This window comes from Achromobacter arsenitoxydans SY8 (assembly GCF_000236785.1).
Classification (GTDB): Bacteria; Pseudomonadota; Gammaproteobacteria; order Burkholderiales; family Burkholderiaceae_B; genus Achromobacter; species Achromobacter arsenitoxydans.
In genome coordinates this window covers 16,563-41,048 of sequence record NZ_AGUF01000009.1, presented here as the reverse complement: position 1 = coordinate 41,048, position 24,486 = coordinate 16,563, and the positions used below count along the sequence as shown (strand labels likewise).

At 69.2% G+C, this 24,486-nt stretch carries 24 protein-coding genes; 19 read left to right on the top strand and 5 right to left on the bottom strand.

All coding sequences use genetic code 11. The features are described from left to right. Positions 1 to 201: 201 nt before the first annotated feature. Complete coding sequence (locus KYC_RS01865) at positions 202 to 882, bottom strand: LysE family translocator (protein ID WP_043517309.1); 681 nt, start codon at positions 880 to 882, stop codon at positions 202 to 204. Between the two features lie 121 nt (positions 883 to 1,003). Between KYC_RS01865 and KYC_RS01860 the strand changes: the two genes are divergently transcribed. The 4 genes from KYC_RS01860 to KYC_RS01845 all read left to right on the top strand — a co-directional run bounded on the left by KYC_RS01860 (position 1,004) and on the right by KYC_RS01845 (position 4,488). After that, positions 1,004 to 1,540, top strand: a complete 537-nt coding sequence (locus KYC_RS01860; RefSeq protein ID WP_008158258.1) for a YaeQ family protein — start codon at positions 1,004 to 1,006, stop codon at positions 1,538 to 1,540. A gap of 94 nt (positions 1,541 to 1,634) precedes the next feature. Further along, the gene (locus KYC_RS01855; protein WP_008158256.1) at positions 1,635 to 2,231 is read left to right on the top strand and encodes a TetR/AcrR family transcriptional regulator; all 597 of its coding nucleotides are present in this window, start codon (positions 1,635 to 1,637) and stop codon (positions 2,229 to 2,231) included. 120 nt (positions 2,232 to 2,351) lie between these two features. After that, entirely contained in the window at positions 2,352 to 3,044 is a 693-nt protein-coding gene (locus KYC_RS01850) for an SDR family oxidoreductase (RefSeq protein WP_008158255.1), read from the top strand. Positions 3,045 to 3,063: 19 nt separating this feature from the next. Continuing rightward, complete coding sequence (locus KYC_RS01845; RefSeq protein ID WP_008158253.1) at positions 3,064 to 4,488, top strand: MFS transporter; 1,425 nt, start codon at positions 3,064 to 3,066, stop codon at positions 4,486 to 4,488. A 5-nt stretch (positions 4,489 to 4,493) separates the two neighbouring features. On the opposite strand, the gene KYC_RS01840 is transcribed toward KYC_RS01845, so the two are convergent. Then, entirely contained in the window at positions 4,494 to 5,606 is a 1,113-nt protein-coding gene (locus KYC_RS01840; protein ID WP_043517306.1) for a hypothetical protein, read from the bottom strand. After that, the gene (locus KYC_RS01835; RefSeq protein ID WP_238531875.1) at positions 5,599 to 6,201 is read right to left on the bottom strand and encodes a cytochrome P450; all 603 of its coding nucleotides are present in this window, start codon (positions 6,199 to 6,201) and stop codon (positions 5,599 to 5,601) included. The genes KYC_RS01840 and KYC_RS01835 overlap by 8 nt, the downstream gene beginning before the upstream one ends. 231 nt (positions 6,202 to 6,432) lie before the next feature. Between KYC_RS01835 and KYC_RS01830 the strand changes: the two genes are divergently transcribed. The 14 genes from KYC_RS01830 to KYC_RS01765 all read left to right on the top strand — a co-directional run bounded on the left by KYC_RS01830 (position 6,433) and on the right by KYC_RS01765 (position 21,887). Then, a complete protein-coding gene (locus KYC_RS01830; protein WP_008158246.1) occupies positions 6,433 to 8,064 on the top strand; it encodes a sensor domain-containing diguanylate cyclase in 1,632 nt (543 codons plus the stop codon). Between the two features lie 63 nt (positions 8,065 to 8,127). Next, positions 8,128 to 8,925, top strand: coding sequence for a GntR family transcriptional regulator (locus KYC_RS01825; protein WP_008158245.1), 798 nt, complete (start codon positions 8,128 to 8,130; stop codon positions 8,923 to 8,925). Between the two features lie 20 nt (positions 8,926 to 8,945). Continuing rightward, complete coding sequence (locus tag KYC_RS01820) at positions 8,946 to 10,151, top strand: ABC transporter substrate-binding protein (protein WP_008158243.1); 1,206 nt, start codon at positions 8,946 to 8,948, stop codon at positions 10,149 to 10,151. An 8-nt stretch (positions 10,152 to 10,159) separates the two neighbouring features. Further along, the gene (locus KYC_RS01815; RefSeq protein ID WP_008158241.1) at positions 10,160 to 11,032 is read left to right on the top strand and encodes a branched-chain amino acid ABC transporter permease; all 873 of its coding nucleotides are present in this window, start codon (positions 10,160 to 10,162) and stop codon (positions 11,030 to 11,032) included. Between the two features lie 2 nt (positions 11,033 to 11,034). Then, positions 11,035 to 12,006, top strand: a complete 972-nt coding sequence (locus KYC_RS01810; protein ID WP_008158240.1) for a branched-chain amino acid ABC transporter permease — start codon at positions 11,035 to 11,037, stop codon at positions 12,004 to 12,006. Further along, complete coding sequence (locus tag KYC_RS01805) at positions 11,999 to 12,754, top strand: ABC transporter ATP-binding protein (RefSeq protein WP_008158238.1); 756 nt, start codon at positions 11,999 to 12,001, stop codon at positions 12,752 to 12,754. Before KYC_RS01810 ends, KYC_RS01805 begins: the two co-directional genes overlap by 8 nt. Further along, the gene (locus KYC_RS01800) at positions 12,751 to 13,461 is read left to right on the top strand and encodes an ABC transporter ATP-binding protein (protein WP_008158237.1); all 711 of its coding nucleotides are present in this window, start codon (positions 12,751 to 12,753) and stop codon (positions 13,459 to 13,461) included. Before KYC_RS01805 ends, KYC_RS01800 begins: the two co-directional genes overlap by 4 nt. Positions 13,462 to 13,463: 2 nt before the next feature. Further along, on the top strand, positions 13,464 to 14,732 hold the full coding sequence (locus KYC_RS01795; protein WP_008158236.1) for a 3-isopropylmalate dehydratase large subunit: 1,269 nt from the start codon (positions 13,464 to 13,466) through the stop codon (positions 14,730 to 14,732). Then, positions 14,729 to 15,229, top strand: a complete 501-nt coding sequence (locus tag KYC_RS01790; protein WP_008158235.1) for a LeuD/DmdB family oxidoreductase small subunit — start codon at positions 14,729 to 14,731, stop codon at positions 15,227 to 15,229. Before KYC_RS01795 ends, KYC_RS01790 begins: the two co-directional genes overlap by 4 nt. Before the next feature lie 10 nt (positions 15,230 to 15,239). Continuing rightward, entirely contained in the window at positions 15,240 to 16,910 is a 1,671-nt protein-coding gene (locus KYC_RS01785; RefSeq protein WP_008158234.1) for a hydantoinase B/oxoprolinase family protein, read from the top strand. Further along, positions 16,907 to 18,955, top strand: a complete 2,049-nt coding sequence (locus tag KYC_RS01780) for a hydantoinase/oxoprolinase family protein (RefSeq protein ID WP_008158233.1) — start codon at positions 16,907 to 16,909, stop codon at positions 18,953 to 18,955. Before KYC_RS01785 ends, KYC_RS01780 begins: the two co-directional genes overlap by 4 nt. A 9-nt stretch (positions 18,956 to 18,964) precedes the next feature. Continuing rightward, a complete protein-coding gene (locus KYC_RS01775) occupies positions 18,965 to 19,573 on the top strand; it encodes a cysteine hydrolase family protein (protein WP_008158232.1) in 609 nt (202 codons plus the stop codon). Further along, a complete protein-coding gene (locus KYC_RS01770) occupies positions 19,570 to 20,976 on the top strand; it encodes an FAD-dependent oxidoreductase (RefSeq protein WP_008158231.1) in 1,407 nt (468 codons plus the stop codon). Before KYC_RS01775 ends, KYC_RS01770 begins: the two co-directional genes overlap by 4 nt. A 47-nt stretch (positions 20,977 to 21,023) precedes the next feature. Next, positions 21,024 to 21,887, top strand: a complete 864-nt coding sequence (locus KYC_RS01765) for an isocitrate lyase/PEP mutase family protein (RefSeq protein WP_008158230.1) — start codon at positions 21,024 to 21,026, stop codon at positions 21,885 to 21,887. Positions 21,888 to 21,902: 15 nt separating this feature from the next. Here KYC_RS01765 and KYC_RS01760 read toward each other — a convergent pair whose 3' ends face one another. Then, complete coding sequence (locus tag KYC_RS01760; protein WP_008158229.1) at positions 21,903 to 22,523, bottom strand: chorismate--pyruvate lyase family protein; 621 nt, start codon at positions 22,521 to 22,523, stop codon at positions 21,903 to 21,905. Between the two features lie 75 nt (positions 22,524 to 22,598). Here KYC_RS01760 and KYC_RS01755 point away from each other — a divergent pair, with 75 nt between their 5' ends. Continuing rightward, complete coding sequence (locus tag KYC_RS01755; protein ID WP_008158228.1) at positions 22,599 to 23,330, top strand: pseudouridine synthase; 732 nt, start codon at positions 22,599 to 22,601, stop codon at positions 23,328 to 23,330. Positions 23,331 to 23,420: 90 nt separating this feature from the next. Here the strand turns inward: KYC_RS01755 and KYC_RS01750 are convergent, their stop codons facing one another. Next, a complete protein-coding gene (locus KYC_RS01750; RefSeq protein ID WP_008158227.1) occupies positions 23,421 to 24,326 on the bottom strand; it encodes a LysR family transcriptional regulator in 906 nt (301 codons plus the stop codon). Positions 24,327 to 24,486: the final 160 nt, after the last annotated feature.

The window sequence follows — 24,486 nt, the reverse complement described above, 5'->3', positions numbered from 1 at the left end:
GGGGCAACGATTGCGGTCCGGAGCCTTCGCTCCGGACTGCCCCTGCGTCATCCTCGTTGCCGCCTGCGGCGGCTGCCTACGGATTCCCTCGGGCGCATCGAACGCCCCTCGCTCACCCCCGCCCCGCCGCCAACCGCTACATGGATTGCTGGCCGGGGTTGGCGGGGCGGGCGGTGTGCTGGCGTTTTTGCGCCCTATTGCCTAGCGTTTCTCCAGCGCCAGCCTCAACCCAAATGCAATGAACACGGCGCCGGTCATCCGGTCCAGTCCGCGCATGACGGCAGGGCGCGACAGCCAGCGGGTCAGGGGGCGCGTGGCGGCGACCAGTAGTGCGAACCACAGCACGCCCAGGACGGCGTGGATCGTGGCCAGGAGCAGGCTGAAGCGCAGCACGTCGGCGCCGGCCGGGATGAATTGCGGAAGAAAGGTGATGTAGAAGACGCCGACCTTCGGATTCAGCGCGTTGGTCAGGCAGCCGCGCAGGAACCAGCCGGCGGCGCTGGTGGTGGCCGGGGCGGGTTGGGACCGGGTTTCGGGTCCGGCTTTGGACTGGATTTCGGACTGGAGCGCGCCGGCGGCGGCTTTGCGGCGCGGAAAGGTGCGCCACAGCAGCTTGGCGCCCAGGTAGAACAGATAGGCGGCGGCGCAGATGCGCAGGGTGTCGTAGGCCAGGGTGGACACGGCCAGCAGCGAGCCCAGGCCCAGCGCGGCCAGTGCGCCCCAGACCAGGCAGCCGGCGCAGATGCCCAGGCCGGCCATGAGGGCGCGGCGTCCGCCTTCGACGGCGGCGGTGCGCAGCACCAGGGCGGTGTCCAGGCCGGGGGTGATGGTCAGGATGGCGGCGGCCAGGGTGAAGGCGAGCAGGGCGGCAGTGGCGGTCATGGCGGGGCGGGGAATGAGGGCTGCGTTGACGTTGGCGATGCGGCGCCGGGAAGTGTAGCGCTGCGCCGGGCGGTTATCATGGCGGGCTTCACGCAATTCGCTTTTTTCAACGGATCCCGCCATGGCCCTGCGCGCCACTATCTACAAGGCCGAACTCAACGTCGCCGATACCGACCGCCACTATTACGGCAGCCACGGGTTGACGGTTGCCCGCCATCCCTCGGAAACGGACGAGCGCATGATGGTGCGCCTGCTGGCCTTCGCCCTGCACGCGCAGGAAGAGCTGTCGTTCACCAAGGGGCTGAGCGATACGGACGAGCCGGATCTGTGGGTCAAGGACCTGACCGGCGCAGTCAAGCTGTGGATCGAGGTGGGCCAGCCCGAAGAGCGCCGCATCCTGCGCGCCTGCGGGCGCGCTGAAGAGGTCATCGTTTATTGCTACGGCGGCTCCGCCAGCAAGATCTGGTGGGATGGCGTGCGCAACAAGCTGGAGCGCACGCGCAACCTGAAGGTGATCAACCTGCCGGCCGAGCAGACGCGGGCGCTGGGCAATCTGGCCGAGCGCACCATGCAGCTGAACGCCAACATCTCGGACGGCATCGTGTATTTCTCGGCGGAGAAGGGCGAGGTCAGCGTCGAGCCGGAAGCCTGGCGCTGAAAGACTGCCGTTTAACGTAATTTGGGGCCGGGGCTTGCATTCCGGATAATCGCGGATCTAATATGACGATCATCATATTTTAGGTGCCGCGATCATGCCCGCCTCCCGCCGCAAGGAACTGTCCCACGAACGCATCGTCGATGCCGCGTCGCGCGCGATCCGCCGCGTCGGGGTGGCGGGCGTGGGGGTCGCGGACGTCATGAAGGAAGCCGGCCTGACGCACGGCGGCTTCTATGCCCACTTCCCGTCGCGCGACGCGCTGCTGGCGGCCGCCATGGACCGCGCCGGGCAGGACGGCGCCGCCCGGCTGTCCCAGGGCATGGCGCGCCGCCGCGCTGAAGGCGCCAGCCCGTTGCGCGCCTGGGTGGACACCTACCTCAGCGAGGCGCATCTGGTCGGCTGCGAGGGCGGCTGCCCGGTGTCCGCCGTGGCGTCGGAAATCCCCCGCCAGACCGGGCCCTTGCGCGAAGCCGCTGCCAGCCGGGTGCAACGCCTGATGGAAGGCGTGCAGCGCGTGCTGCCGGCCGGCGCGGGCGACCACGCCGCGGCGGCGGTGACCAGCACGCTGGTCGGCGCTTTGCAGCTGGCCCGCGCGCTGGGCGACAACGACCAGGGGCGCGCCGTGCTGGCATCCGCCCGCCAGGCGATCCTGGATCAGTACGACGACAAGGGCGACAGCGCCACCCACTGACTTTTTTCCGGGCCGCCTTGCGCGGCCCTTTTGCCGCACCTAAATATGATGAACATCATATTTTGACTCCACCGACGCAGGCGTATCCGCCGCATAACCGTTACGACAAGGAACACCATCATGGAACTCAAGAATGCCGTTGTCCTCATCACCGGCGCCAACCGCGGCCTGGGCCTGGCCTTTGCCCGCGAGGCGCTGGCCCGCGGCGCCCGCAAGGTCTATGCCGCCGCGCGCGACCCGTCCGGCATCACGCTGGCGGGCGTTCAGCCCCTGAAGCTGGACGTGACCAGCGCGCAGGACGTCGCAGCCGCCGCCGCGCTGGCTTCGGACGTGACGCTGGTCATCAACAACGCGGGCATCGCCGATACGGGCGGGTTCCTGGCCCCGGACAGCATCGAATCGGCCCGCCGCCACCTGGAGGTCAACCTGTTCGGGCCGCTGGCGGTATCGAAGGCGTTTGCGCCGGTGCTGGCTGCGAACGGCGGCGGGGCGGTGCTGAACGTGCTGTCGATCGCCAGCTGGATCAATGGGCCGCTGCTGGGCGTGTACGCCATGAGCAAGTCCGCCGCCTGGGCGCTGACGAACGGGCTGCGCCAGGAGCTGCGCGCGCAGAAGACGCAGGTGCTCGGCCTGCACATGGGCTTTGTCGATACCGACTTGACCAAGGGCATCGACGCGCCCAAGTCCACGCCGCAGGCCATCGTGAGCCAGGCGTACGACGCGCTGGAAGCCGGCGAGTCTGAAGTGCTGGCCGACGCGCAGACGCGCCAGGTCAAGCAGGGCCTGTCCGCCAGCCCGGCGGTCTATCTGTAAGCCAGGGGATCGCGCCATCATGCAATCGACCGCCACCACTACCGTTCCGGCCGCGCCCGCCGCCGGCCAGCATCCCGAGCAGGCCGCCGGGTCGCCCTGGCCGGTGTTCTGGATCGCCAGCATCGCCGTGTTTCTGGTCTCGCTGGACAGCACCATGCTGTACGCGGCGTTCGGCGCGCTGCGGGCAGGCTTTCCCGGGGCGTCCGCCGCGGACATGTCGTGGGTGCTCAACGCCTACACGGTGGTCTACGCCGCCATGCTGATCCCGTCGGGCGGACTGGCCGATACGCACGGCCGCAAGCGCATGTTCCTGGGCGGCGTGCTGCTGTTCCTGGCGGCGTCGGCCGCCTGCGGCCTGGCCGCGACAGAGCAATGGCTGATTGCCGCACGCGTGCTGCAGGCGGTCGGCGCGGCTTTGCTGACGCCGGCTTCGCTGTCGATCGTGCTGGCGGCGTTTCCGGCGTCGCAGCGGGCGGTGGCGGTCAGCCTGTGGGGGGCGGTGGGCGGCCTGGCGGCTGCCGTCGGGCCCAGCCTGGGGGCTTTCGTGGTGGACATAGCGGGCTGGCCGTGGGCGTTCTACATCAATCTGCCGCTGGGCGCGGTGTCGCTGTGGTTCGGCGCCAGCCTGCTGAAGGAATCGGTGAAGGCGGACGCCCGGCGCAGGGTGGACGGCGTGGGCATGGCGCTGCTGATGGTGGGCGTCGGCGCGCTGGCCCTGGCCATCGTGCAGTCGGAATCGCCGGCGTGGCGGCGCGGCGAACTGGCCGTCGCCGCCGCCGTGGGCGTGATCGCGCTGATCGCTTTCGTGGCGTGGGCGCGCGCCACGCCACAGCCGCTGGTCGACCTGGCGCTGTTCCGGAATCGGACCTACCGCTACGTGAACCTGGCCACTTTCAGTTTCGGCATCGCGTTCGCGATGATGTTCTTCGCCTTCTTTTTTTACATGACGGGCGTATGGCACTACAGCCTGCCGCGCGCGGGGCTGGCGGTCACGCCCGGGCCGCTGCTGGTGGTGCCGACCGCGATCATCACCGGCCGCCTGGCCGCGCGGATGGGGCATCGGCCGTTCCTGGTGGGCGGCGCGCTGATCTACGCGGCCAGCGGGCTGTGGTTTCTGCTGATGCCGGGCGCAGAGCCCGCCTATCTGCGCGAATGGCTGCCGGGCCTGCTGCTCAGCGGCATCGGGGTGGGCATGGTGCTGCCGTCGCTATCCGGCGCGGCGGTGAACCGGCTGCCGGCGCAGCATTACGCGGTGGGCAGCGCGGTCAACCAGGCGACGCGCCAGATTGGCGGGGTGCTGGGCGTGGCGGTCACTGTGCTGCTGCTGGGTCATGGCGCGGCCAGCCACGCCGATTTTTCGCCGATCTACCTGGGGCACGTGGGCCTGGCCCTGCTGACGGCGCTGCTGTGCCTGGCGGTGGATACGCGGCCCAGGACGGCCTGAGGGGGTCACCCGCAAGCATCGCCCGCCAGATTTCCCGGGTCCGTGCAGGCCCGCCACGCGGCAGGGGCCATGGCGGGCGTCAGCAGCAACCGGCTCATCGGGTCGACATACCAGAAGACCCGGCCGGGATGGTCCCGCATGGCGTTCCAGACGCGGGTTTGGTCCTGGGACGCAAGCGGCGACTGGCCCTCGGAACCCGTCACGCCCTCGGCCAGCACGGTCTGGGCGCGCGGATCCCACGATTGCATGTCTTCATCGTCGATCGGCACACCGTCCTTGATGCGCACGATGCGCCATTCGTTGCCCGGCACTTCCGTCGACAGCCGGGATAGTCCGTCGCGTTCCAGCACGAACAGGCGGTCCCGCGTGGACGCAGGCTGCGCATAGGCGCTAAGGCCGCCGTCCGCGTCCGGCGCCGCGCCCCGGGCGTGCTGGCGCACATAGCGCTGCCTGGGCCGGCCCTGTTCATCGAAGGTCTGAACGGCAACCGGCGCACCCTGTCCGGCGGCGTCGATGACCCGCAACAGCGCGCCCGCCGCGTTGCGGACGTAGCGGCGGCTCGCGACCGCGCCGGTGTCGCCGCAACGGCCGGCAATGAATGCTTCCAGCGCGCCTTGCGCATCGCGTTTCAGGCAGACTTGGCCGCTGATGGTCAATGCGTTGTCCGCCGCCGCCTCATACTCCGCGACGCGAAGCAGTACGCCGGCGGCGTCGTATTCGAATGCATAGCCGCCGGATACAAGGGGAGGGCCGCGCCGGGGCCTGTCACGGCGTTCTACCCGGCACAGCCGGCCGTCCGCATCGAAAAGCAGCAGGGTGGCCGCGCTGGCCTGCCCGCCGTCGACGCGATAGGCCGACCAGTCCACCTTGTCCATCCAGGTGCGCGGCAAAGGGTCACGGGCATCGGGCAGCGAGACGGGCAGGGGATGCGTGGCGACGCGCTCGCCGTTGTGGCCAAGCAGGACGCGTTCTTGCGCCAGATCGACGCTGACGGGCACGGCCGTCAGCGCGCCGGATGCCGGAAAACCCGCGTCGGCCGGGCCGCAGGCGGACATCGCGGGGGCGGCATACAGGGCGGCCGCCAGCGCCGCCGCAGCCAGGCGCAAGCGATTACGCATGCTGCAGCGCGTCCATGAACGTCACCAGATCCCAGAACTCCTTGGACACGCCGCCCAGGCGCAGCTTGCCGTCGCGCTCCTCGAACAGCAGGAAGGGATAGGCGTCGCGCGCAAAGACGCCCGGCTCTGGCAGCCGGTAGGGTTTGAAGGTCTCGGGATCGCTGAAATAGCGTTCCGCCCGGCCGCCGCCATCCACGTGCATGTAGCGCACGCGCAATGCGGTCTGCTGGAAGGCCGGCTGCGTCTCAGGGAATATCCCGCCGTCGCCGGCCACGACGGAGTCGGCCAGGACGCCCAGGAAAATGCGCTGGATGCCCGCAAAGCGGATTTCGCCCGAGACGCCGCCCGGACTGGCTGCGGCCAGTTCTTTCATTAATTTCGCAGCCCGCGAGCCCGGCACGATGGAGTTGGCGAAGTGGGCGTCCAGGTCCGCGGCCCGGGGCGGCGGAATGTTGCGCAGGCGCCCGAGGTCCTGCCTGAATGTGTCCAGCCATTGCCGGTAGCGCTGGTTTTCGGCGTGGCGGTCGAAAGCGCGTTCGCCGGCCGCATCGGCCTGCGGGGCCAGCAACGCTGCGGCGGCAAGCCAAAAGAGCAAGAACAGATGCAACAAACGGGGTCGCAACCACGCGCATGTGACGGGAATAGGGGGGCTCATAGGGCTGCGATCATATCTTCCGAAATGCTGCTATTTTGGTGCGGAACGTGACAGAATGTCAGCCAGACTCAGCTTGTCGGCACCCGATGAATTTTGTATTGCTCAGGTCCTGGAATGCGCGCTCTTGGTGATGTCTCCCTAACCCCACTGTCAGGCGATGACGGGGGAGGCGTGCAGCCCGAACCGGACGGCCCGCTGGACAGGCTGGCGCGTCTGGCCCGGCGGCTGTTCGGCGTGGACATGGCGCTGGTGGCCTGCACCGACGCAGACGGCGTATGGCAGGCGGCGGCGGGTTCGCCGCCTTCGGACGCCGAATTTCCCTTTTCTCTTGAATGTCCCGTGCATGCCGCCGACGGCCGCCAGTTGGGCGCCGTGCGTCTCTTGCACGGGCAGCCGCGCGACTTTACCGATGAAGACCGCCTGGCGCTGCAGGATCTGGCCAGCCTGGCGGCCACGGCAGTCGAAAAACGCCACGCGCTGGCCTGCGAGCGGGCCGATGAAGACACCTGGCGCGACGAGGCCCGCAAGCTGTCGCTTGCCATTGCGGGCAGCGGCACCGGCGTCTGGGATCGCAACGTGGTGACGGGCGAAATCACCTATTCCCCTGGCTGGAAGGCCCTGTTGGGCTACGGCGAATCCGAGCTCACCACGCGCATCGAAGACGCCTACACCCGCCTGCATCCAGACGACCTGGAGTACGTGCGCGCGGCCATGCAGGACCATTTCGACGGCAAGACGGAAAGCTACGAAGTCGAGCACCGCATCCGCTGCAAGGACGGCAGCTACAAGTGGATATGCAGCCGCGGCAAGGTCGTCAGCCGCGACGAAGCGGGCAGGGCGCTGCGCATGATGGGCACCACCACCGACATCAGCGCGGTACGCGCCATGTCGGAACGGCTGCAGCGCACGGCGGACCTCGTCGTGAATCTGACGGACGCCGTGCCCGGCCTGGTCTTCCAGTGCCGTCCAGTGCCCGAGGGCGGGTCGTGGTTCTCGTACGTCAGCGCAGGCATCTGGGACATGTTCGAACTCACCGCCGACGACGTGCGCGGCAGCACCGTCGCCATCGAACAGCGCATCCATCCCGACGACCTGCCCATCTACCGCGCATCCCTGCAGGCGGCAGCGGCGGCGCAGACGCCGTGGCACCTGGAATTCCGAGTCTGCCTGCCCCTGCAGGGCGTGCGCTGGCGCCAGGGCGACGCCAGCCCGCGGCGCGATGCCGAAAGCGGGGTAGTCTGGCACGGCTTCGTCACCGACATCACCGACCGCAAGTGCGCAGAACTGGAACTGCGCGAGCTGGCCGCCACCGACGCCCTGACCACCTTGCCCAACCGCCGCCATTTCATGTCGCGCATCGCCGCGGAACTCACGCGGATCAAGGGGCACGGCGGCCGCAGTTCGGCCGTGCTGATGTGCGACCTGGACCATTTCAAGCACATCAACGACACCTGGGGCCACGCCATCGGCGATGGTGTGCTGCAGCATTTTGCCAAGATGCTGCGCGCGCAGCTGCGCGAGGTCGACCTGGTGGGGCGTATCGGCGGCGAGGAGTTCGCGGTCGTGCTGCCCGATACGGACATCGAGCGGGCGCACGTCTTCGCCCGGAACATGCAGCGCCGCATCGCGGATACGCCGTATTTGAACGACGGCCGGCATATTCCGCTGACGGTCAGCATCGGCATTTCCGCCCTGCACACGATGGACGAAGACGCGGAGCTGGCGCTCAGCCGCAGCGACCGCGCGCTGTATTACGCGAAGCAGCGGGGACGCAATCGGATCGAGTCGGTGTTTTCCCGATAGAACAACCCGCTACGCCATTTGTTCCATTGACGGTACATTAGGACACCCCCTAGAGTTCCCGTCATGGGAACCTCATTACCACTTCCGAAATACCACCAGATCTACCTCGTCCTGCGCGAGCAGCTGCAGGAGGGGCGCTTCGACCAGGACGGCGTGCCCGGCGAACACGCGCTGGCGGACCAGTTCGACGTGGCCCGCATCACCATCCGCAAGGCGATGGAAATGCTGGTGGCCGATGGCCTGGTGTCGCGCCGCCCCGGGCTGGGCACCTGGCCCTTGCGCGGCGCGCCCGGCACGCCCGCGGCGCCCGCACCCACCGCCCAGCAGAAGGCCCACCTGACCGGCCTGCTTGAGAACATCGTCAACATGGGCCTGCGCACGTCAGTGCAGGTGCTGGACAGCACGCTCGTGTTCGCGCCGCCGGCCGTGGCCGAAGCGTTGCGCATCCCGTCCGGCACGCCCGTCCACAAGAGCCTGCGCGTGCGCAGCACCGAGGCCGGGCCGCTTTCCCACATCACCACCTACGTGCCGCAATCCGTGGCCGATTTCACGCGTGAAGACCTCGAACGCGAGCCGCTGCTGATGCTGCTGGAAGCGGCCGGCGTGGAGTTCGGCGGCGCCACGCAAACCATTTCGGCGCGCCTGGCCGATGCGCAGGTGGCGCGCCACCTGGACGTCGCAGTGGGGTCGGCGCTGCTGGCGGTGACGCGCCTGGTGCGCGACGTCGACGACCGGCCCGTTCAGTTGCTGCAGGGCCTGTACCGGCCCGACCGCTACCAATATCAGTTGCAGCTATCGCGCGTCGGCAGCATCGACGCCAAGGTCTGGGTCAGCGAAGAGCTGTCGGCCCAATTTCATTGAACCCTCCGGAGAGAACACCCATGAATTCGCGCCGCACTTTCCTCTATCAATCCGCCGCCGCAGCCGCCCTGGTTTCCGCGCCGTGGGTGGCCCGCTCCCAGGGCGCCGCGCCCATCAAGGTCGGGGTGCTGCATCCCGTGACCGGGGCGCTGGCCTATTCGGGCCAGCAATGCCGCCTGGGCGCGCTGCTGGCCATCGAAGACATCAACAAGGCCGGCGGCATCAAGTCGCTGGGCGGCGCGCCGCTGCAGGCCGTGCTGGGCGATGCGCAGTCGCGCCCGGAAGCCGGCTCGGCGGAAGTGGAAAAGATGAACGAGGCGGGCGTGGCGGCCATCGTGGGCGCCTACGCGTCGGCGATCTGCCTGGCCACGACACAGACCGCGGCCAAGTACAACCTGCCGCACGTGGTGGACGTGGGCGTGGCCGACCAGATCGTCGAGCGCGGCCTGAAGAACACCTTCCGTTTCGGCCCGGGCTACCGCGCCTGTAGCGAACGCGCGATCCTGGACCTGGCGGCCCTGAACGCCGCGGCCGGCAAGCCTGCCAAGACCGTGATGATCGTGCACGAGGACTCGCTGTTCGGCACGGGCACGGCGGCGCTGCTGTCCAAGTCGCTGCCCGAGCACGGCTTCGAAGTGAAGGAAGTGGTCAAGCACCCCAATCCCACCCGCGACTTCAACAACATCGTGCTGCGCATGAAGTCGGTGAATCCCGACATCGTGATCCCGGCCAACTACTACAACGAATACGCCCTGCTGCTGCGCGCCATGAAGCAGCAGAAGGTGCAGCCCAAGGCCATCTACTCGGTCCTGGGCGGCGCGGCGTCCAGCTACAAGTTCCTGAAGGAATTCCCGGACATCGCCAACGGCATCATCGACTGCAACCACTGGTTCAACCCCAAGGACGCGCGCGTGGCGCCCCTGAAGGCCCGCGTGGAAGAGAAGGGCGCGTACTTCAGCTACGAGGTCTTCATGACCTACACCTCGATGCTGCTGCTGGCCGACGCGCTGGAACGCGCCAAGTCCGCGGACCGCGCCGCGATCATCGACGCCCTGGCCGCCAGCACCTTCCAGGACAACGTGATGCCCTATGGCCCGACCAAGTTCGTCAACGGCCAGAACACCGGCGCCCAGCCCCTGCTGACGCAGGTGATCGGCGGCGACATCAAGGTGATCTTCCCGGCGGACTACCGCCAGGCCGACGCCGTCTTTCCGCTGAAGGCCTGAGCAGACGCATGCTGGATCCCGCCATCCTCTTTTCCTCGGTGCTGAACGGCCTGACGACGGGCGCGGTGTACGCGCTCATCGCCCTGGGCCTGACCCTGATCTACGGGGTGCTGCACATCATCAACTTCGCCCATGGGGCGGCGCTCATGGTGGCGCTGTACGCCGTCTATCTGCTCAAGGACCGGCTGGGAATCGACCCCTACGCCGCCTTGCCGCTGGTGGTGCCGGGGATGTTCGCGCTGGGCTATGCGCTGCAGCGGTTCGTCATCAACCGCGCCAGCCACGGCAAGGACGAGAACATCCTGCTGGTGACGCTGGGCCTGGCGATCGTGCTGGAGAACCTGGCCCTGGTCTGGTTCAAGTCGGACACGCGCAGCATCGACACCGCCTACACCCTGTCCACGGTGGAAATCGGACCCGCCATGATCGCGCTGCCCAAGGTCATCGCGTTCTGCGGCGCATTGGCCGTGGCGGCCGTGCTGTTCTGGATCATCCGCAGCACCGACCTGGGCCGCGCAATCCGGGCGGTGGCGCGCGAAAAGCAGGGCGCCAAGCTCATGGGCATCGACGTCGAAAAGGTCTACGCCCTTTCCTTCGGCATCGGCATGGCCTGCCTGGGCGCGGCGGCCTGCTTCCTGCTGCCCGCCTATTACGTCAATCCGCAGGTGGGCAGCGGCTTCGTGCTGGTGGCCTTCACCATCGTGGTGCTGGGCGGCATGGGCAGCTTTGTGGGGGCGCTGGCGGGCGGACTGCTGATCGGCGTGGTGGAGTCCATCGGGGGCCTGTTCCTGGGCGACTCGCTGGGCCAGATGGGCATTTTCGCGATCTTCATCGCGGTGCTGCTGTTTCGCCCGCAGGGGCTGTTCGGGGCGAGGGGCTGAGCATGAAAAGGGATCTTTGCGCAATCGCGCTGTTCGGCGTGGCCCTGGCCGCCTTCGCCGCGTTCGTCCAGTCGGGCGTGCTGCTGACCTTCGCGATGATGTCGCTGTACGCGGCCCTGCTGTCGCAGGCCTGGAACATCCTCGGCGGATACGGCGGCCAACTTTCTTTCGGGCATGCGCTGTTCTTCGGCGTGGGCGCCTACGCGCAGGCGCTGGGCCAGTTGAACCTGGGCATGAATCCGTGGGCGGTGCTGCCCATGGCCATCGCCCTGGGCGCGCTGGCCGGCGTGGGGGTGGGCGCGCTGACCTTCCGCTACGGGCTCAAGGGCTCGTACTTCGCGCTGGTCACGCTGGCCTTCGCCGAAGTGTTCCGCATCCTGGCGCTGTCCGTGTCCTTTACGGGCGGCGGGGTGGGGCTGATGGTGCCGCTGCAAGAGGGCGTGGCCAACATGCAGTTCGGCTCGCGCCGCGGCTACATCTACCTGCTGCTGGGCTTCGTGTTGCTGGCCCTGCTGGTGACCGCCTGGCTGCGCCATTCGCGCTTCGGCGCCTATCTGCAGGCGGTGCGCGACAACGAAGACGCGGCGCGCGCCATCGGCGTGAACCCGCTGCGCGTGAAGCTGGGCGGCATTGCGCTGTCCGCGGCCTTCATGAGCGCGGCCGGGGCCTTCTACGTGCAGGTCTTCCAATACATTGATCCGGGCATCGCTTTCGGTTCGGCCGTGTCGGTGGAGGCCCTGGTGGGCGCCATCGTCGGCGGCATGGGCACCCTGTGGGGGCCGCTGCTGGGCGCGGTGACGCTGCATGCGCTGGCCGACCTGACCCGCAACCTGTTCGGAGAGCTGCCGGGCATCAGCATGGTGATCTACGGCATGGTGCTGATCGTGATCGTCATGTTCCTGCCGCGAGGCATCACCGGTTCCGGCCAGGCGCTGGGCCGCCTGTTCGGCATCAAGGAGCGCGCCCGTGTCTGACATCCTGCTGCAAGCGCGCAATCTGTCCATCACCTTCGGCGGCCTGAAGGCCGTGCAGGACGTCAGCCTGGACGTGCCGCAAGGTTCCCTGACCGCGCTGGTCGGCCCCAACGGCGCCGGCAAGACGACGCTGTTCGGGCTGCTGTCCGGCTTTCTCAAGCCCGGATCCGGTTCCGTGCAATTCGCCGGCCAGGACATTACCGGCCGCGCGCCGCACGAATCCGCGCGCCTCGGCCTGACCCGCACTTTCCAGATCGTGCAGCCTTTCGGCGCGCAGACGGTGCGCCAGAACATCGCCGTGGGTGCGCATCTGCGCATTGCGGACCGGGAAGAGGCGCTGGCCGCCGCCGAGGCCGTGGCCGCGCGCGTCAACCTGCAGGCCTCGCTGGACAAGCCGGCGGCGGACCTGACCGTGGCCGGGCGCAAGCGCCTGGAACTGGCGCGCGCGCTGGCGACGCGGCCGCGCCTGCTGCTGCTGGACGAGGTGCTGGCGGGGCTCAACCCCAGTGAGATCGACGAGATGATTCCGGTGGTGAAAAAGCTGGTGGACGATGGCGTCACCGTACTGATGATCGAACACGTGATGCGGGCCGTGATGAGCCTGGCCGAGCACGTGTGGGTGCTGGCGCAGGGGCGCTTGATCGCATCGGGCACGCCCGGCGAAGTCACGCGCGACCCGCAGGTGGTCGAGGCCTACCTGGGCCACGGCGCGGCGGCCCGCCTGGCCGCCCAGGGAGCGCGGGCATGAGCGCGCTGCTGGAGGTCAAGGGCCTGCGGGCGGGCTACGGGCGCATGGAAGTACTGCGCGGCGTCGACCTGGAGGTCGGCGCGGGCGAAATCGTGGTGCTGCTGGGCAGCAACGGCGCGGGCAAGTCCACCCTGAACAACACGGTGTGCGGACTGTACCGGCCGTGGGGCGGCTCGGTGCGCTTCGAGGGCCAGGACCTGACCGGCCGCCACTACCGCCAGGTGGTGCAGGCCGGCCTGATCCAGGTGCCGGAAGGCCGCCGCATCTTCCCCAACCTGAGCGTGCGCGAGAACCTGGAGCTAGGCTCTTTCACCCGGGCGCGCGAGCGCCGCGCGGCCAACCTGGACAAGGTGCTCGACATCTTTCCGCGGCTGCGCGAACGCCTGGAGCAGCTTGCCGGCACCATGTCCGGCGGCGAACAGCAGATGCTGGCGATCGGCCGCGGCCTCATGGCCGAGCCGCGCCTGCTGATCCTGGACGAGCCTTCTCTGGGCCTGTCGCCGCTGATGGTGGAAGAACTGTTCGGGCTGATCCGGCGGCTGCATGCCGACGGGCTGGCGATCCTGCTGGTCGAGCAGAACGTGGGCCAGTCCCTGGAAGCGGGACAGCGCGCCTATGTGCTGGAGAACGGCGCGGTGCGCTACAGCGGCGCCTGCGCGGACCTGATGGCCAGCGACGACGTCCGTCGCGCCTATCTGGGGATGTAATCATGACCCAGCCTCAAACCCTGGCCCAGAAGCTGATCGCCGCCGCCTGCGGGCGCGAGGCGGTGGCCGAGGGCGAAATCGTGACCTGTGCGGTCGACTTGGCGATGTTCCACGATTCCAGCGGCCCGCGCCGGCTGCAGCCCATGCTGCAGGAACTGGGCGCCACGCTGTGGGATCCGTCCAAGGTGGTGCTGGTCATCGACCACTATGTCCCGGAATCCGACGACGAATCGCGCCGCATCGTGCGCATCGCGCGCGACTGGGCGTCGGATCAGCAACTGCCCAATGTGTACGACTCCGTGGGCATCTGTCACGTGGTGGTGCCGCAGCACGGCCACATCCGGCCGGGCATGTTCTGCGTGGGCGGCGATTCGCATTCGCCCACCGGCGGCGCGTTCGGCGCCTACATGTTCGGCATCGGCAGCACCGAGATGCTGGGCGTGGCCGTCACCGGGCAGATCTGGGTCAAGGTGCCCAAGACGCTGATGATGCGCTGGCGCGGCCGGCTGGCCGACGGCGTCACCGCCAAGGACATGATGCTGCACATGATCGGCCGCTACGGCATGAACGGCGGACGCTACCAGGCGGTGGAATTCTGCGGCGAGGCCGTGCGCGCGCTGTCCATGCAGGAACGCATGACGCTGTCGAACATGAGCGCCGAGCTGGGCTCGCAGGTGGGCCTGATCGCCCCGGACGAGACCACCGCGGCCTATCTGCGCCAGGCGGGCGTCGCCGCGGAACTGGATCTTGCGCGCTGGCAGGGCGATCCCGATGCGGACGCCGAATGGCACGACTTCGACGCCGCCGCGCTGGCGCCGCAGGTGGCCGCGCCGCACAGCCCGGCCAATGCGCGCGACGTGGACCAGTACCGGGACGTGCCGGTGCAGGTGGCCTACATCGGCGCCTGCACCGGCGCCAAGCTGGAAGACCTGCGCGCCGCGGCCAGCGTGCTGCGCGGGCGCCGCCTGGCGGACGGCATGCGGCTGATGGTGGCGCCGGCCAGCCGCCAGGACCAGGAACAGGCCGACCAGGAAGGCGTCATGCAGGTGCTGCGCGACGCCGGGGCGCAGGTGCTGGCCACGTCCTGTGGCGCCTGTGCGGGCTACGGCGGGTCCATCCCGGACGGCGCCAGCGTCATTTCCACCACCGCGCGCAACTTCAAGGGGCGCATGGGCTCGGAGACGGCCCAGGTCTACCTGGCCTCGCCCTACACGGTCGCGGCGTCGGCCGTGGCCGGCCGCGTCGCCGATCCCCGGGAGTTCATGGCATGACGGATCAGACCACAACGCACCGCGTCTGGCGGGTGGGGGCGGACATCGACACGGACGCCCTGGCCCCGGGCGCCTACATGAAATTCGGCATCGACGAAATCGCGCGCCACTGCCTGCAGCGGGTGCGCCCGGAGTTCGCCGGGCAGGTCCAGCCGGGCGACGTGCTGGTGGCCGGGCCCAATTTTGGCATCGGTTCGTCGCGCGAACAGGCCGCCGCGGCGCTGGTGCGCCTGGGCGTGGCGGCCGTGATCGCGCCGTCCTTCAACGGCCTTTACTTCCGCAACGCCTTCAATGTGGGCCTGCTGCTCCTGACCTGCGCGCAGGCAGAGACGCTGGCCGAAGGCGAACGCATCACGCTGGACCCCGTCGCCGGCCGCATCGGCCGCAGGGGCGGGGCGCCCGATGCATTGCACTGCGAGACCGTGCCCGGCTTCCTCCTGGAAATGGTGCGGGCCGGCGGACTGCTGAATCTGCTGAAGCAGCGTCAAACCTCTTAGGAACAACATCATGCTTGACCCCGTTACCCTGGCGGTCCTGAAGGGCCGCCTGGAACAGATCGCCGACGAAATGGACGCGACCCTGTACCGCAGCGCATTCAACCCCATCATCGCCGAGGCCCATGACGCCTGCCACGGCATGTACGACGCGGCCACCGGCGCCACCCTGATCCAGGGCAAGTCGGGCCTGCCCGTTTTCGTGGGCGCGATGGCGTTCGCAGTGAAGGCCGCGGCCAAGGCGGCCGCCGAACGCGGCGGCATGGTGGACGGCGACGTCTGGCTGTTCAACGATCCGTACGAGGGCGGCACGCACGCCAACGACTTCAAGCTGGTCAAGCCGGTGTTCCGCGGCGGCAGCCTGTTCTGCTTCCTGGCGTCGGCGGCGCACTGGCACGACGTGGGCGGCGCGGTGCCCGGCAACTACAACCCGGCCGCCACGGAATGCTGGCAGGAAGCGGTGCAGATCCCGCCCGTGCGCATCGTGCGCGCCGGCGTGCTGGACCAGGACGTGCTGGCAATCCTGAAGGCCAACACCCGCCTGCCCGACAGCCTGTGGGGCGACCTGAACGGCCAGCTCGCCGCGCTGGAACTGGGCGCGCGCCGGCTGGACGGCCTGCTGGACGAATACGGCGACGCCACGGTGCTGGAGTCCCTGGACACGCTGCGCGAACGGGCGCGCCGCCTGATGCGCGACCACATCGCGGCCTTGCCCGACGGCGAATACGCCTTCGAGGACATGCTGGACAACGATGGCGTGCGCGATACGCCGCTGCGCATCGCGCTCAAGCTCACGATCGCCGGCGACCGCCTGGCGCTGGACTTCACCGGCACCTCGCCCGCCTGCGCGGGTCCGGTGAACATCTCGCGCGCCACGGCGATCGCGGCCTGCTACGTGGCCCTCAAGCACCTGTTCCCGGACGTGCCGGCCAACGCCGGCGTGCTGGACGCGGTGGACGTGGTTCTGCCTGATGGCCTGGTGATCTCGGCGGACCGGCCGCGCCCCGTGGGCGGCTACACCGAGACCATCCTGCGCATGATCGACGTGATCTTCTGCGCCATGGCCAAGGCCGCGCCGGAACGCGCCATGGCGCAGGCCTACGGCACCATCAACGCGCTGTCGATCGCCGGCTACCGCAGCGACGCGGCGCGCAAGGGCCAGCGCTGGGTGATGTTCAGCTTCTTCGGCGGCGGCCATGGCGGGCATTCGGACGGCGACGGCCTGAGCCACGGCAACGCGCCCATCTCCACCGCCACCATCCCGCCGCTGGAAATCCTGGAGGCGGCTTATCCGGTGCGCTTCACGCAATGGGCGCTGCGTCCCGATTCGGCGGGCGACGGCGCGCACCGCGGCGGCCTGGGCGCAATCTATGAAATCGAATTGCTGGAAGACAGCGCCGAAGCCTTCATCTTCGGCGAACGCGGCCGCAGCGCGCCCAAAGGCATCGCGGGCGGCGGACAGGCCGCGCTGAACGTCTTCCGCTATCAGCAGGACGGCCAGTGGCAGGCCCCGCCCATGAGCTCGAAGATGCTGGGCATCCGGCTTGTGCGCGGCGACCGTGTGCGCCTGGAAACCCCGGGCGGCGGCGGCTACGGCGAACCCGCGCGGCGTGATCCGGCGGCGCGCGAGCACGATCGCAAGATGGGTTACGTAAGCGAAATTCAGAAGGAGCAGTCGGCATGAGCGCGGCGCAAGGCTTGGTGGTTGGCGTGGACGTGGGCGGCACGTTCACGGATCTTTTCGTGCTGGACGAGGCGGGCGGCAGCGCGCGCGTCGTCAAGGTGCCGTCGACCCGCGGCGAGGAAGCGCGCGGCTTCATGAACGGCATCGCGCGGGTGGCCGACGGGGCAGGCGACATCGCCACCATCGTGCACGGCACCACGGTGGGCACCAATGCGCTGCTGGAACGCAAGGTGGCGCGCACCGGCATCATCACCACGGAGGGCTTCCGGGACGTGCTGGAAATGCGCCGGCGCGACCGGCCCCAGACCTGGGGCCTGCGCGGCAACTACGAACCGGTGGTGCCGCGCGACCTGCGCCTGGAAGTCAGCGAACGCGTGCTGGCCGACGGCTCGCTGCACACGCCGGTGGACCTGGACCAGGTTGAAGCGGCGGCGCGCCAGCTGCTGGAGCAGGGCTGCGACGCCGTCTGCGTGTTTTTCGTGAACGCCTACGCCAACCCGGTCAACGAGGCCCAGGCTGTTGCGCGCGTGCGGTCGGTCTGGCCGAACGGCAACGTCACGGCGGCCACCGAGGTGCTGCCCGAGATCCGCGAGTTTGAACGCTGCTCGACCGCCGTGCTGAACGCCGCGCTGCAGCCCGTGGTGGGCAGCTACCTGACGCGGCTGGAGTCGGACCTGCAGCAGCATGGCTTCGCCGGCGAACTGCTGGTGGTGCAGAGCAACGGCGGCGTCATGTCGCGCCAGACCGCCTGCGACGTGCCGGTGCGCACCGCCTTGTCCGGTCCGGCGGCGGGCGTGATCGCCTGCGCCGCCATTGCGCGCGCCGCGGGCTTTCCCAACGTGGTCACGGGCGACATGGGCGGCACGTCGTTCGACGTGTCGCTGGTGGCCGACGGCGAGGCGTCGCTGTCGGCGCAGACGGCCATCGACTTCGGCATGGTGGTGCGCGCCCCGATGATCCAGATCGAAACCATCGGCGCGGGCGGCGGATCTATCGCCAGCGTGGACGCGGGCGGCCTGCTGCAGGTCGGCCCCGAGTCCGCGGGCAGCATCCCGGGCCCCGCCTGCTATGGCCGCGGCAACACGCGGCCCACGGTTACCGACGCCAACGTGCTGCTGGGCCGCATCGCGGCCGACCGCCCGCTGGGCGGCGGGCTGCTGGCCAGGATGGACGTCGAGCTGGCGCGCGCCGCCATCGAAGAACATGTTGCCCGCCCGCTGGGCCTGGACGCGCATGCCGCGGCCGAAGCGATCCTGACCGTGGCCAACGCCAAGATGGCGGGCGCGATCCGCGTCGTGTCCATCGAACGCGGCCACGATCCGCGCAAGTTCGCCTACATGCCGTTCGGCGGCGGCGGCGCGCTGCACGTCTGCGCCATGATGAACGAAGTGGACGCCGCCCACGGCATCGTCCCGCGCTACCCGGGCGTGACCTCGGCGCTGGGCTGCGTCATGGCCGATATGCGCCATGACGGCGTGCAGACCCTGAACGTGGCGCTGGACGCGCTGGACGCCGGCGACCTGCTGGCGCGCATCGACGGGCTGGCCGGCGCCTGCCAGGAACGGCTGGATTCGGCCGGCGTGTCCTTCGAAGGCATCCGCGAGAGCATCGAACTGGACATGCTGTACGTGGGCCAGAGCCACACCGTGCGCGTCGAAGTCGGCCGCGGCGAGCTGAACCGCGACGGCATCGCCGCCGCGTTCGAGCGCGCCTATCGCGCCGCGTTCGGCCGCAGCCTGAGCGGCATCGCGATCCGCATCCTGAACCTGCGCTACGCCCGCATTGGCCAGCGCCCCAAGTTCGACCTGGCGCTGCTGGCGCCTACGGGCAAGGACATGCCGGCCGCGCTGGGCACGCAGGCGGTCTTCCACGCCGGGCAATGGCGCGACGCCGTGCGCTACGCGCGCCTGGACCTGCCTGTGGGCGCCGAGGTCGCGGGCCCCGCCATCCTCGAACAGCCGGACACCACCATCTGGATCGAGCCGGGCTTTGCCGGGCGCGTCGATCCCCTGGGCAATCTGCTGATCGCCCGGACTGATTCGTAGGAGCGGACCATGCATTCCTTCGACCCCCGCACGACGGCCCTGGTCATCATCGACCTGCAGAACGACTTCCTGGCCCCTGGCGGCGCATACGACCGCGGCGGCGCGGTCAGCCCGCAGGCGCGCGCCTTGCCCGAACGCGTTGCGCCCGTTGCCCGCGCCCTGAAGGCCCGCGGCGGCTTCGTGGCCGCCAGCCAGTTCACGCTGTGGCCCGACGCGCACGGCGAACCCATGATCTCGCCGCACCTCAAGCAGCTGCGCCCGTTCTTGCGCAAGGGCGACTTCGTCGCCGGCTCGCGCGGGCAGGCCAACGTGGCCGAGCTGGATGGCCTGGTGGACGTGTCGGTCTGGAAAGTCGCCTATTCGGCCTTCTTCAACACGCAGCTGGACTGGGTGCTGCGGCGCGCGGGCATCTCCAGCGTCGTGGTGGCAGGCATCGTCACCAACGGCGGCGTGGCCAGCACGGTGCGCGACGCCCACATGCGCGACTACCACGTGACAGTGCTGGCCGACGGCTGCGCCGCGCCCACGCCCGCTATGCACGATGCCGCGCTGGCGGACCTGCGTACGGTCGCCGATGTGGTGTCGTGCCAGGACCTGCTGGACAGGCTGGCGTCGTGAGCGGGCCGGTCGTCAAAAGGGGCGCCGCGCCTGGCGCGGACGCCATGCACGTGCCGGTCGCCATCATCGGCGCGGGCGCCTGCGGCCTGACCGCCGCGCTGCGCCTTGCCGCCGCCGGCATCGAGACCGTGCTGATTGAACGCGACGCCACGCCCAGCGGATCGTCGGCCCTGTCGTCCGGCTTCATTCCAGCGGCCGGTTCGGCGGTACAGCGCGCCGCCGGCATCGAAGACGATGCGCAGCGCTTTGCCGCCGACATCCAGGCCAAGGCCCACGGCACGGCCTCGCCGGAACTGGTCGCCGCCTACACGGGCGCGGCCGCGGCCGCTATGGACGCGCTGGCGGCGCACGGGCTGGCCTTCGAAGTCCTGGACGGTTTCCTGTACCCGGGCCACACCGCGCGACGCATGCACACGCTGCCCGAACGGACGGGCGCGGCACTGGTGGCCGCGCTGGAACGGGCGGCCACCGGGGCGGGGGCTTATCTGCTGACGCGCGCGCTCGCCCGCGAGCTCTGGGTGGACGACGCGGGCCGCATAACGGCGGTAGGCTGCGAGCGCCCCGACGGGTCGGTCGATGTGATCGGCTGCGATGCGCTGATCCTGGCCTGCAACGGCTTTGGCGGCAACGCGGCGATGGTGCGCGAGCACCTGCCCGCCATGCGCGAGGCCGTCTATGGCGGCCACGCGGGCAACGACGGCAGCGCCATCGGCTGGGGCGCGCAGCTTGGCGCGCGGCTGGCCGACCTGGGCGGCTACCAGGGCCATGGTTCGTGGGCCACGCCGCAGGGCGCGCTGATCTCCTGGGCCGTGATGATGGACGGCGGCGTGCAGATCAACCGCGACGGCCGCCGCTTTCACGACGAGACCCATGGCTATTCCGAGGCCGCGGTGCATGTGCTGGCGCAGCCGGGCTCGGTGGCCTGGAATGTGTTCGACGACCGCACGCTGGCGCTGGCCCGGGGTTTTCCGGACTTCGTGGAGGCCGAGGCCGGACAGGCGCGCAAGACCTGCGCGGACGTGCCCGAGCTGGCGGCCCTGATCGGCTGCGACCCTCACACGCTGCGCCAGACACTGGACGCGGTGGGCCCGGAAACGCCGGACCCGCTGGGCCGCCGCTTCGAGCGGACCCTGCAGGCGCCTTATCACGCGATCAAGGTGACCGGTGCGCTGTTCCACACGCAGGGCGGGCTCGATATCGACGCGCAATGCCGGGTCCTGGACCAGGACGGCCGCGCCTTCCCCAATTTGCTGGCCGCGGGCGGCGCCGCCCGCGGCGTGTCGGGCAACGACGTGTCGGGCTACCTGTCCGGCAACGGCCTGCTCAGCGCGGTGGCGGGCGGCCATATCGCCGCGGCGACCGCGGCGGCGCTGCTCGGGCGCAGCCTGGAGCAGGGTGTGTAAAAAACGGAAAGGGGCCGCGCACGAATGGGCCCCGGGAAGCGGAAATGATGCAAAAACAGAACCTGAAAGCGCAATTGGCGGCCGGCGCGGTGCTGGCCCCCGGCGTCTACGACGCCTTGTCCGCCCTGGTGGCCGAGCAGGCGGGCTTTAACGCCCTGTACCTGTCCGGCGCGTCCATCGCCTATACGCGGCTGGGCCGGTCGGACATCGGCCTGACCACGTACACCGAGGTCGAGGACACGCTGGCGCGCATCGCCGAGCGGGTGTCGGCCTCGGTGATCGTCGATGCCGACACGGGCTTCGGCAACGCGTTGAACACGCAGCGCACCGTGCGCGGCTTCGAGCGCGCGGGCGCCGCCATGATCCAGCTTGAGGACCAGACTTTTCCCAAGCGCTGCGGCCACCTGGACGGCAAGACGGTGATTCCGGCGGCCGAGATGTGCGGCAAGCTGCGCGCCGCCGTCGATGCGCGGGTCGACGCGTCCACCCTGATCCTGGCGCGCACCGATGCGCTGGCGACTGAAGGCCTGGACGCCGCGCTGGACCGCGCCGAGTCCTACCTGGAAGCCGGCGCCGACGCGCTCTTCATCGAAGCCCTGCGCACGCCGGAACAGATGAGCGCCGCCTGCGACCGATTTGCCGCGCGCGTGCCGCTGCTGGCCAATATGGTTGAAGGCGGCAAGACGCCGGTGCAAAGCGCCGGCGAGCTGGCTGCGCTGGGATTCCGCATTGTCATCTTCCCGGGCGGCACCGCGCGCGCCGTGGCGCACACGCTGCAAGGCTATTACGGCAGCCTGCGGCAGCACGGCACCACTGCGCCCTGGAAGCACAACATGCTGGACTTCGACGGCCTGAACGCCGTCATCGGCACGCCCGAATTGCTGGAGCAGGGGCGGCGCTACGAGGGCTGAAGGGCCCGCGCCGCGTCAGCGCGGCGTGCGCTGGTGCGGCACCAGGGGCGGCACGGGCTGGTCGGCGACCAGCTCCCAGAATCCCGGCAGGAAGCATTCGGCCACCAGCAGCGGCTGGCCCTGGCGCCAGAACACCGAGCGGCGGGCCCAGATGCGGCCGGCCTGCAGGGCCCGCCCCGCGGGCGGCAGGACGTCGCGCGCCGTGGCGTAAAACGGCACAGGCGAGGCCAGCAGCCGGCACGCGAACGGCGATCGGATGACGGTGCTGTCGTGATACAGCATGTCGGCCAGCGGCCGGGTCAGCAGGCGCCGCATACCTTGCCAGGCGCCGTGCGAGGCGGTCAGGGGCGTCAGGCTGCGCGCCGGCACGCTGTCCACCCCATTTACCGACATCAGCACCTCGCGGATCCACACGGGCGAACCGGGCGCGATGCGCATCGCGCGGGCCTCGTCCGGCGGGGCGCCATCGGCATACTCGGCCAGCACCCGCAGACGCACCTGGCCGACCTGGCGCAGGCCCGCGGTAAGCGCGCCCGGACGGAACAGCCAGTGGCGTTGTGCAGGGGACAGGATGGCCGGGGCTTGCGCCAGCCAGCCTGCGGCAAGAGGGGGGCGATGTGCTGCGGGAGTCGTCATGGCTGCGTATTATGCCAAGCCCGGCTGACAGGCCGCCTGCGTCGCGATGCCGCAGGGCCGCATACAATACCGCCCATGGAAAAAGTACGTATCTCCAAGCTCATGTCCGAGCGCGGACTCTGCTCGCGCCGCGAGGCCGACAGCTATATCGAGCGCGGCTGGGTCCGCGTGGACGGCGTCGTCGTGTCCGAATTGGGCGCGCGGGCCTATCCCGACCAGGTCATCACGCTGGAACGCGCCGCGCAGGCGCGCCAGACCTCGCGGGTCACCATTCTGATCAACAAGCCGGTGGGCTATGTGTCCGGCCAGGCCGAAAAGGGCTATACGCCCGCCGTCGCCCTGATCGACTCGCGTTCGCGCTTCGCCAGCGACCGGTCGCCGCAGCGCTTCGAGCGCGCCCACCTGGAGGGGCTGGCCGTCGCAGGCCGCCTGGACATTGATTCCCAGGGCCTGCTGGTCCTGACCCAGGACGGCCGCGTCGCCAAGCAACTCATCGGCGAGGACTCCAGCATCGACAAGGAATACCTGGTGCGCGTGCAGGGCGAACTGTCGGACAACGGGCTGGCCCTGCTGAACCACGGCTTGTCGCTGGACGGCAAGGCGCTCAAGCCCGCCCAGGTGCGCTGGCAGAACCATGACCAGCTGCGGTTTGTGCTGCGCGAGGGCAAAAAGCGCCAGATCCGCCGCATGTGCGAACTGGTCGGCCTGAAGGTCGTGGGCCTGAAGCGCGTGCGCATCGGCCGCGTGGCCCTGGGCGACCTGCCGCTGGGCCAATGGCGCTATCTGCGCGACGACGAGGCTTTCTGACGGGGCGGGCGGGCATCCCCCGATTGGTCACATCTCCCGACATCAGATGTCGGCGGCCTTCAGATTTTTCAATCTGTTTCGGTCTCAGGTTCATTTCATGAAAGCGGCGGTATCCTTCGACTGCCGGTAGCTGCCCAGGCGTTCCATCAGGAACTCGATGAAAATCCGGGTCTTGGCGGGCAGAAGCCGCGTTTCGGTTACCGCATGGACAGGAAACGGCCCCAGTTGCCAGTCCGGCAGCACGCGCTGCAGCTGGCCCGACTGCTGTTCCGCCAACTGGCCGCCCACCAGCACCGCGATGCCCGCGCCCAGCATGGCAAGCCGGCGGGCCATGGCGACGCCATTGACGGAAAACCGGTTGCCCGGCGTGAACTCGATGTGCTGCTGGCCATTGCTGAGCGGCCAGCGCGTGACGCGGCCGGCGCCTTCCGCGCGGAACTCTATGCATTCGTGCCGGGTCAATTCGCTGGGATGCCGCGGCTCGCCGTGCTTCTCCAGGTACTCGCGCGAGGCATACAGGTGGGCGGGCAGCATGCCCAGCAGCCGGGCAATCTGGGTCGAGTCGGGCAGGTCGCCGATTTCGATCGAAACATCGCAGGTCTGGAACACGCGCGACGCGTGGTCGGGATTCGCGAGATCCAGGAAAAAGGTCACATCGGGATAGCGCCGGGAAAACTCCATGAACGATTCAGCCAGGAAGTCCGTGCCGAAATCCGCGGGCATGTTCACCCGCAGCGGCCCGGCCGGCGTGTCCACCAGCTTCTGCAGTTCTTCATGCGCGATCTGCGCCTCGGCCACGATGCGCTGGCAGCGCTCGAAATACAGCCGCCCCGCATCCGTCAGCTCTACCTTGCGGGTAGTCCGGCTGAGCAGCCGCAGGCCTACCGACCGCTCCAATTCGGCCACCTGGCGAGACAACGTGGACTTCGGCACCCCAAGCGTTGCCGCGGCCCGGCTAAAACTGTGCGTTTTGGCGACCTCGACGAAAAGTTCCATTCCCTGTAGGCGTTTCATGCCGGGATTTTGTCATAGTGGCGATGCGGCTATTGTCCCATAATTGGAATGATGTTTTCTCTTCAAGCCCCTTTGTTTCTAAAGCGGGATAACTCAGAATGCGACTTCTGCAATGCAGCAATGCGATAAACGTCCAGCCATG

Coding starts and splice junctions, on each gene's coding strand:
- KYC_RS01865 (WP_043517309.1), bottom strand. CDS start 882: ATGACCGCCACTGCCGCCCTGCTCGCCTTCACCCTGGCCGCCGCCATC.
- KYC_RS01860 (WP_008158258.1), top strand. CDS start 1,004: ATGGCCCTGCGCGCCACTATCTACAAGGCCGAACTCAACGTCGCCGAT.
- KYC_RS01855 (WP_008158256.1), top strand. CDS start 1,635: ATGCCCGCCTCCCGCCGCAAGGAACTGTCCCACGAACGCATCGTCGAT.
- KYC_RS01850 (WP_008158255.1), top strand. CDS start 2,352: ATGGAACTCAAGAATGCCGTTGTCCTCATCACCGGCGCCAACCGCGGC.
- KYC_RS01845 (WP_008158253.1), top strand. CDS start 3,064: ATGCAATCGACCGCCACCACTACCGTTCCGGCCGCGCCCGCCGCCGGC.
- KYC_RS01840 (WP_043517306.1), bottom strand. CDS start 5,606: ATGCGTAATCGCTTGCGCCTGGCTGCGGCGGCGCTGGCGGCCGCCCTG.
- KYC_RS01825 (WP_008158245.1), top strand. CDS start 8,128: ATGGGAACCTCATTACCACTTCCGAAATACCACCAGATCTACCTCGTC.
- KYC_RS01820 (WP_008158243.1), top strand. CDS start 8,946: ATGAATTCGCGCCGCACTTTCCTCTATCAATCCGCCGCCGCAGCCGCC.
- KYC_RS01815 (WP_008158241.1), top strand. CDS start 10,160: ATGCTGGATCCCGCCATCCTCTTTTCCTCGGTGCTGAACGGCCTGACG.
- KYC_RS01810 (WP_008158240.1), top strand. CDS start 11,035: ATGAAAAGGGATCTTTGCGCAATCGCGCTGTTCGGCGTGGCCCTGGCC.
- KYC_RS01800 (WP_008158237.1), top strand. CDS start 12,751: ATGAGCGCGCTGCTGGAGGTCAAGGGCCTGCGGGCGGGCTACGGGCGC.
- KYC_RS01795 (WP_008158236.1), top strand. CDS start 13,464: ATGACCCAGCCTCAAACCCTGGCCCAGAAGCTGATCGCCGCCGCCTGC.
- KYC_RS01790 (WP_008158235.1), top strand. CDS start 14,729: ATGACGGATCAGACCACAACGCACCGCGTCTGGCGGGTGGGGGCGGAC.
- KYC_RS01785 (WP_008158234.1), top strand. CDS start 15,240: ATGCTTGACCCCGTTACCCTGGCGGTCCTGAAGGGCCGCCTGGAACAG.
- KYC_RS01780 (WP_008158233.1), top strand. CDS start 16,907: ATGAGCGCGGCGCAAGGCTTGGTGGTTGGCGTGGACGTGGGCGGCACG.
- KYC_RS01775 (WP_008158232.1), top strand. CDS start 18,965: ATGCATTCCTTCGACCCCCGCACGACGGCCCTGGTCATCATCGACCTG.
- KYC_RS01765 (WP_008158230.1), top strand. CDS start 21,024: ATGCAAAAACAGAACCTGAAAGCGCAATTGGCGGCCGGCGCGGTGCTG.
- KYC_RS01760 (WP_008158229.1), bottom strand. CDS start 22,523: ATGACGACTCCCGCAGCACATCGCCCCCCTCTTGCCGCAGGCTGGCTG.
- KYC_RS01755 (WP_008158228.1), top strand. CDS start 22,599: ATGGAAAAAGTACGTATCTCCAAGCTCATGTCCGAGCGCGGACTCTGC.
- KYC_RS01750 (WP_008158227.1), bottom strand. CDS start 24,326: ATGGAACTTTTCGTCGAGGTCGCCAAAACGCACAGTTTTAGCCGGGCC.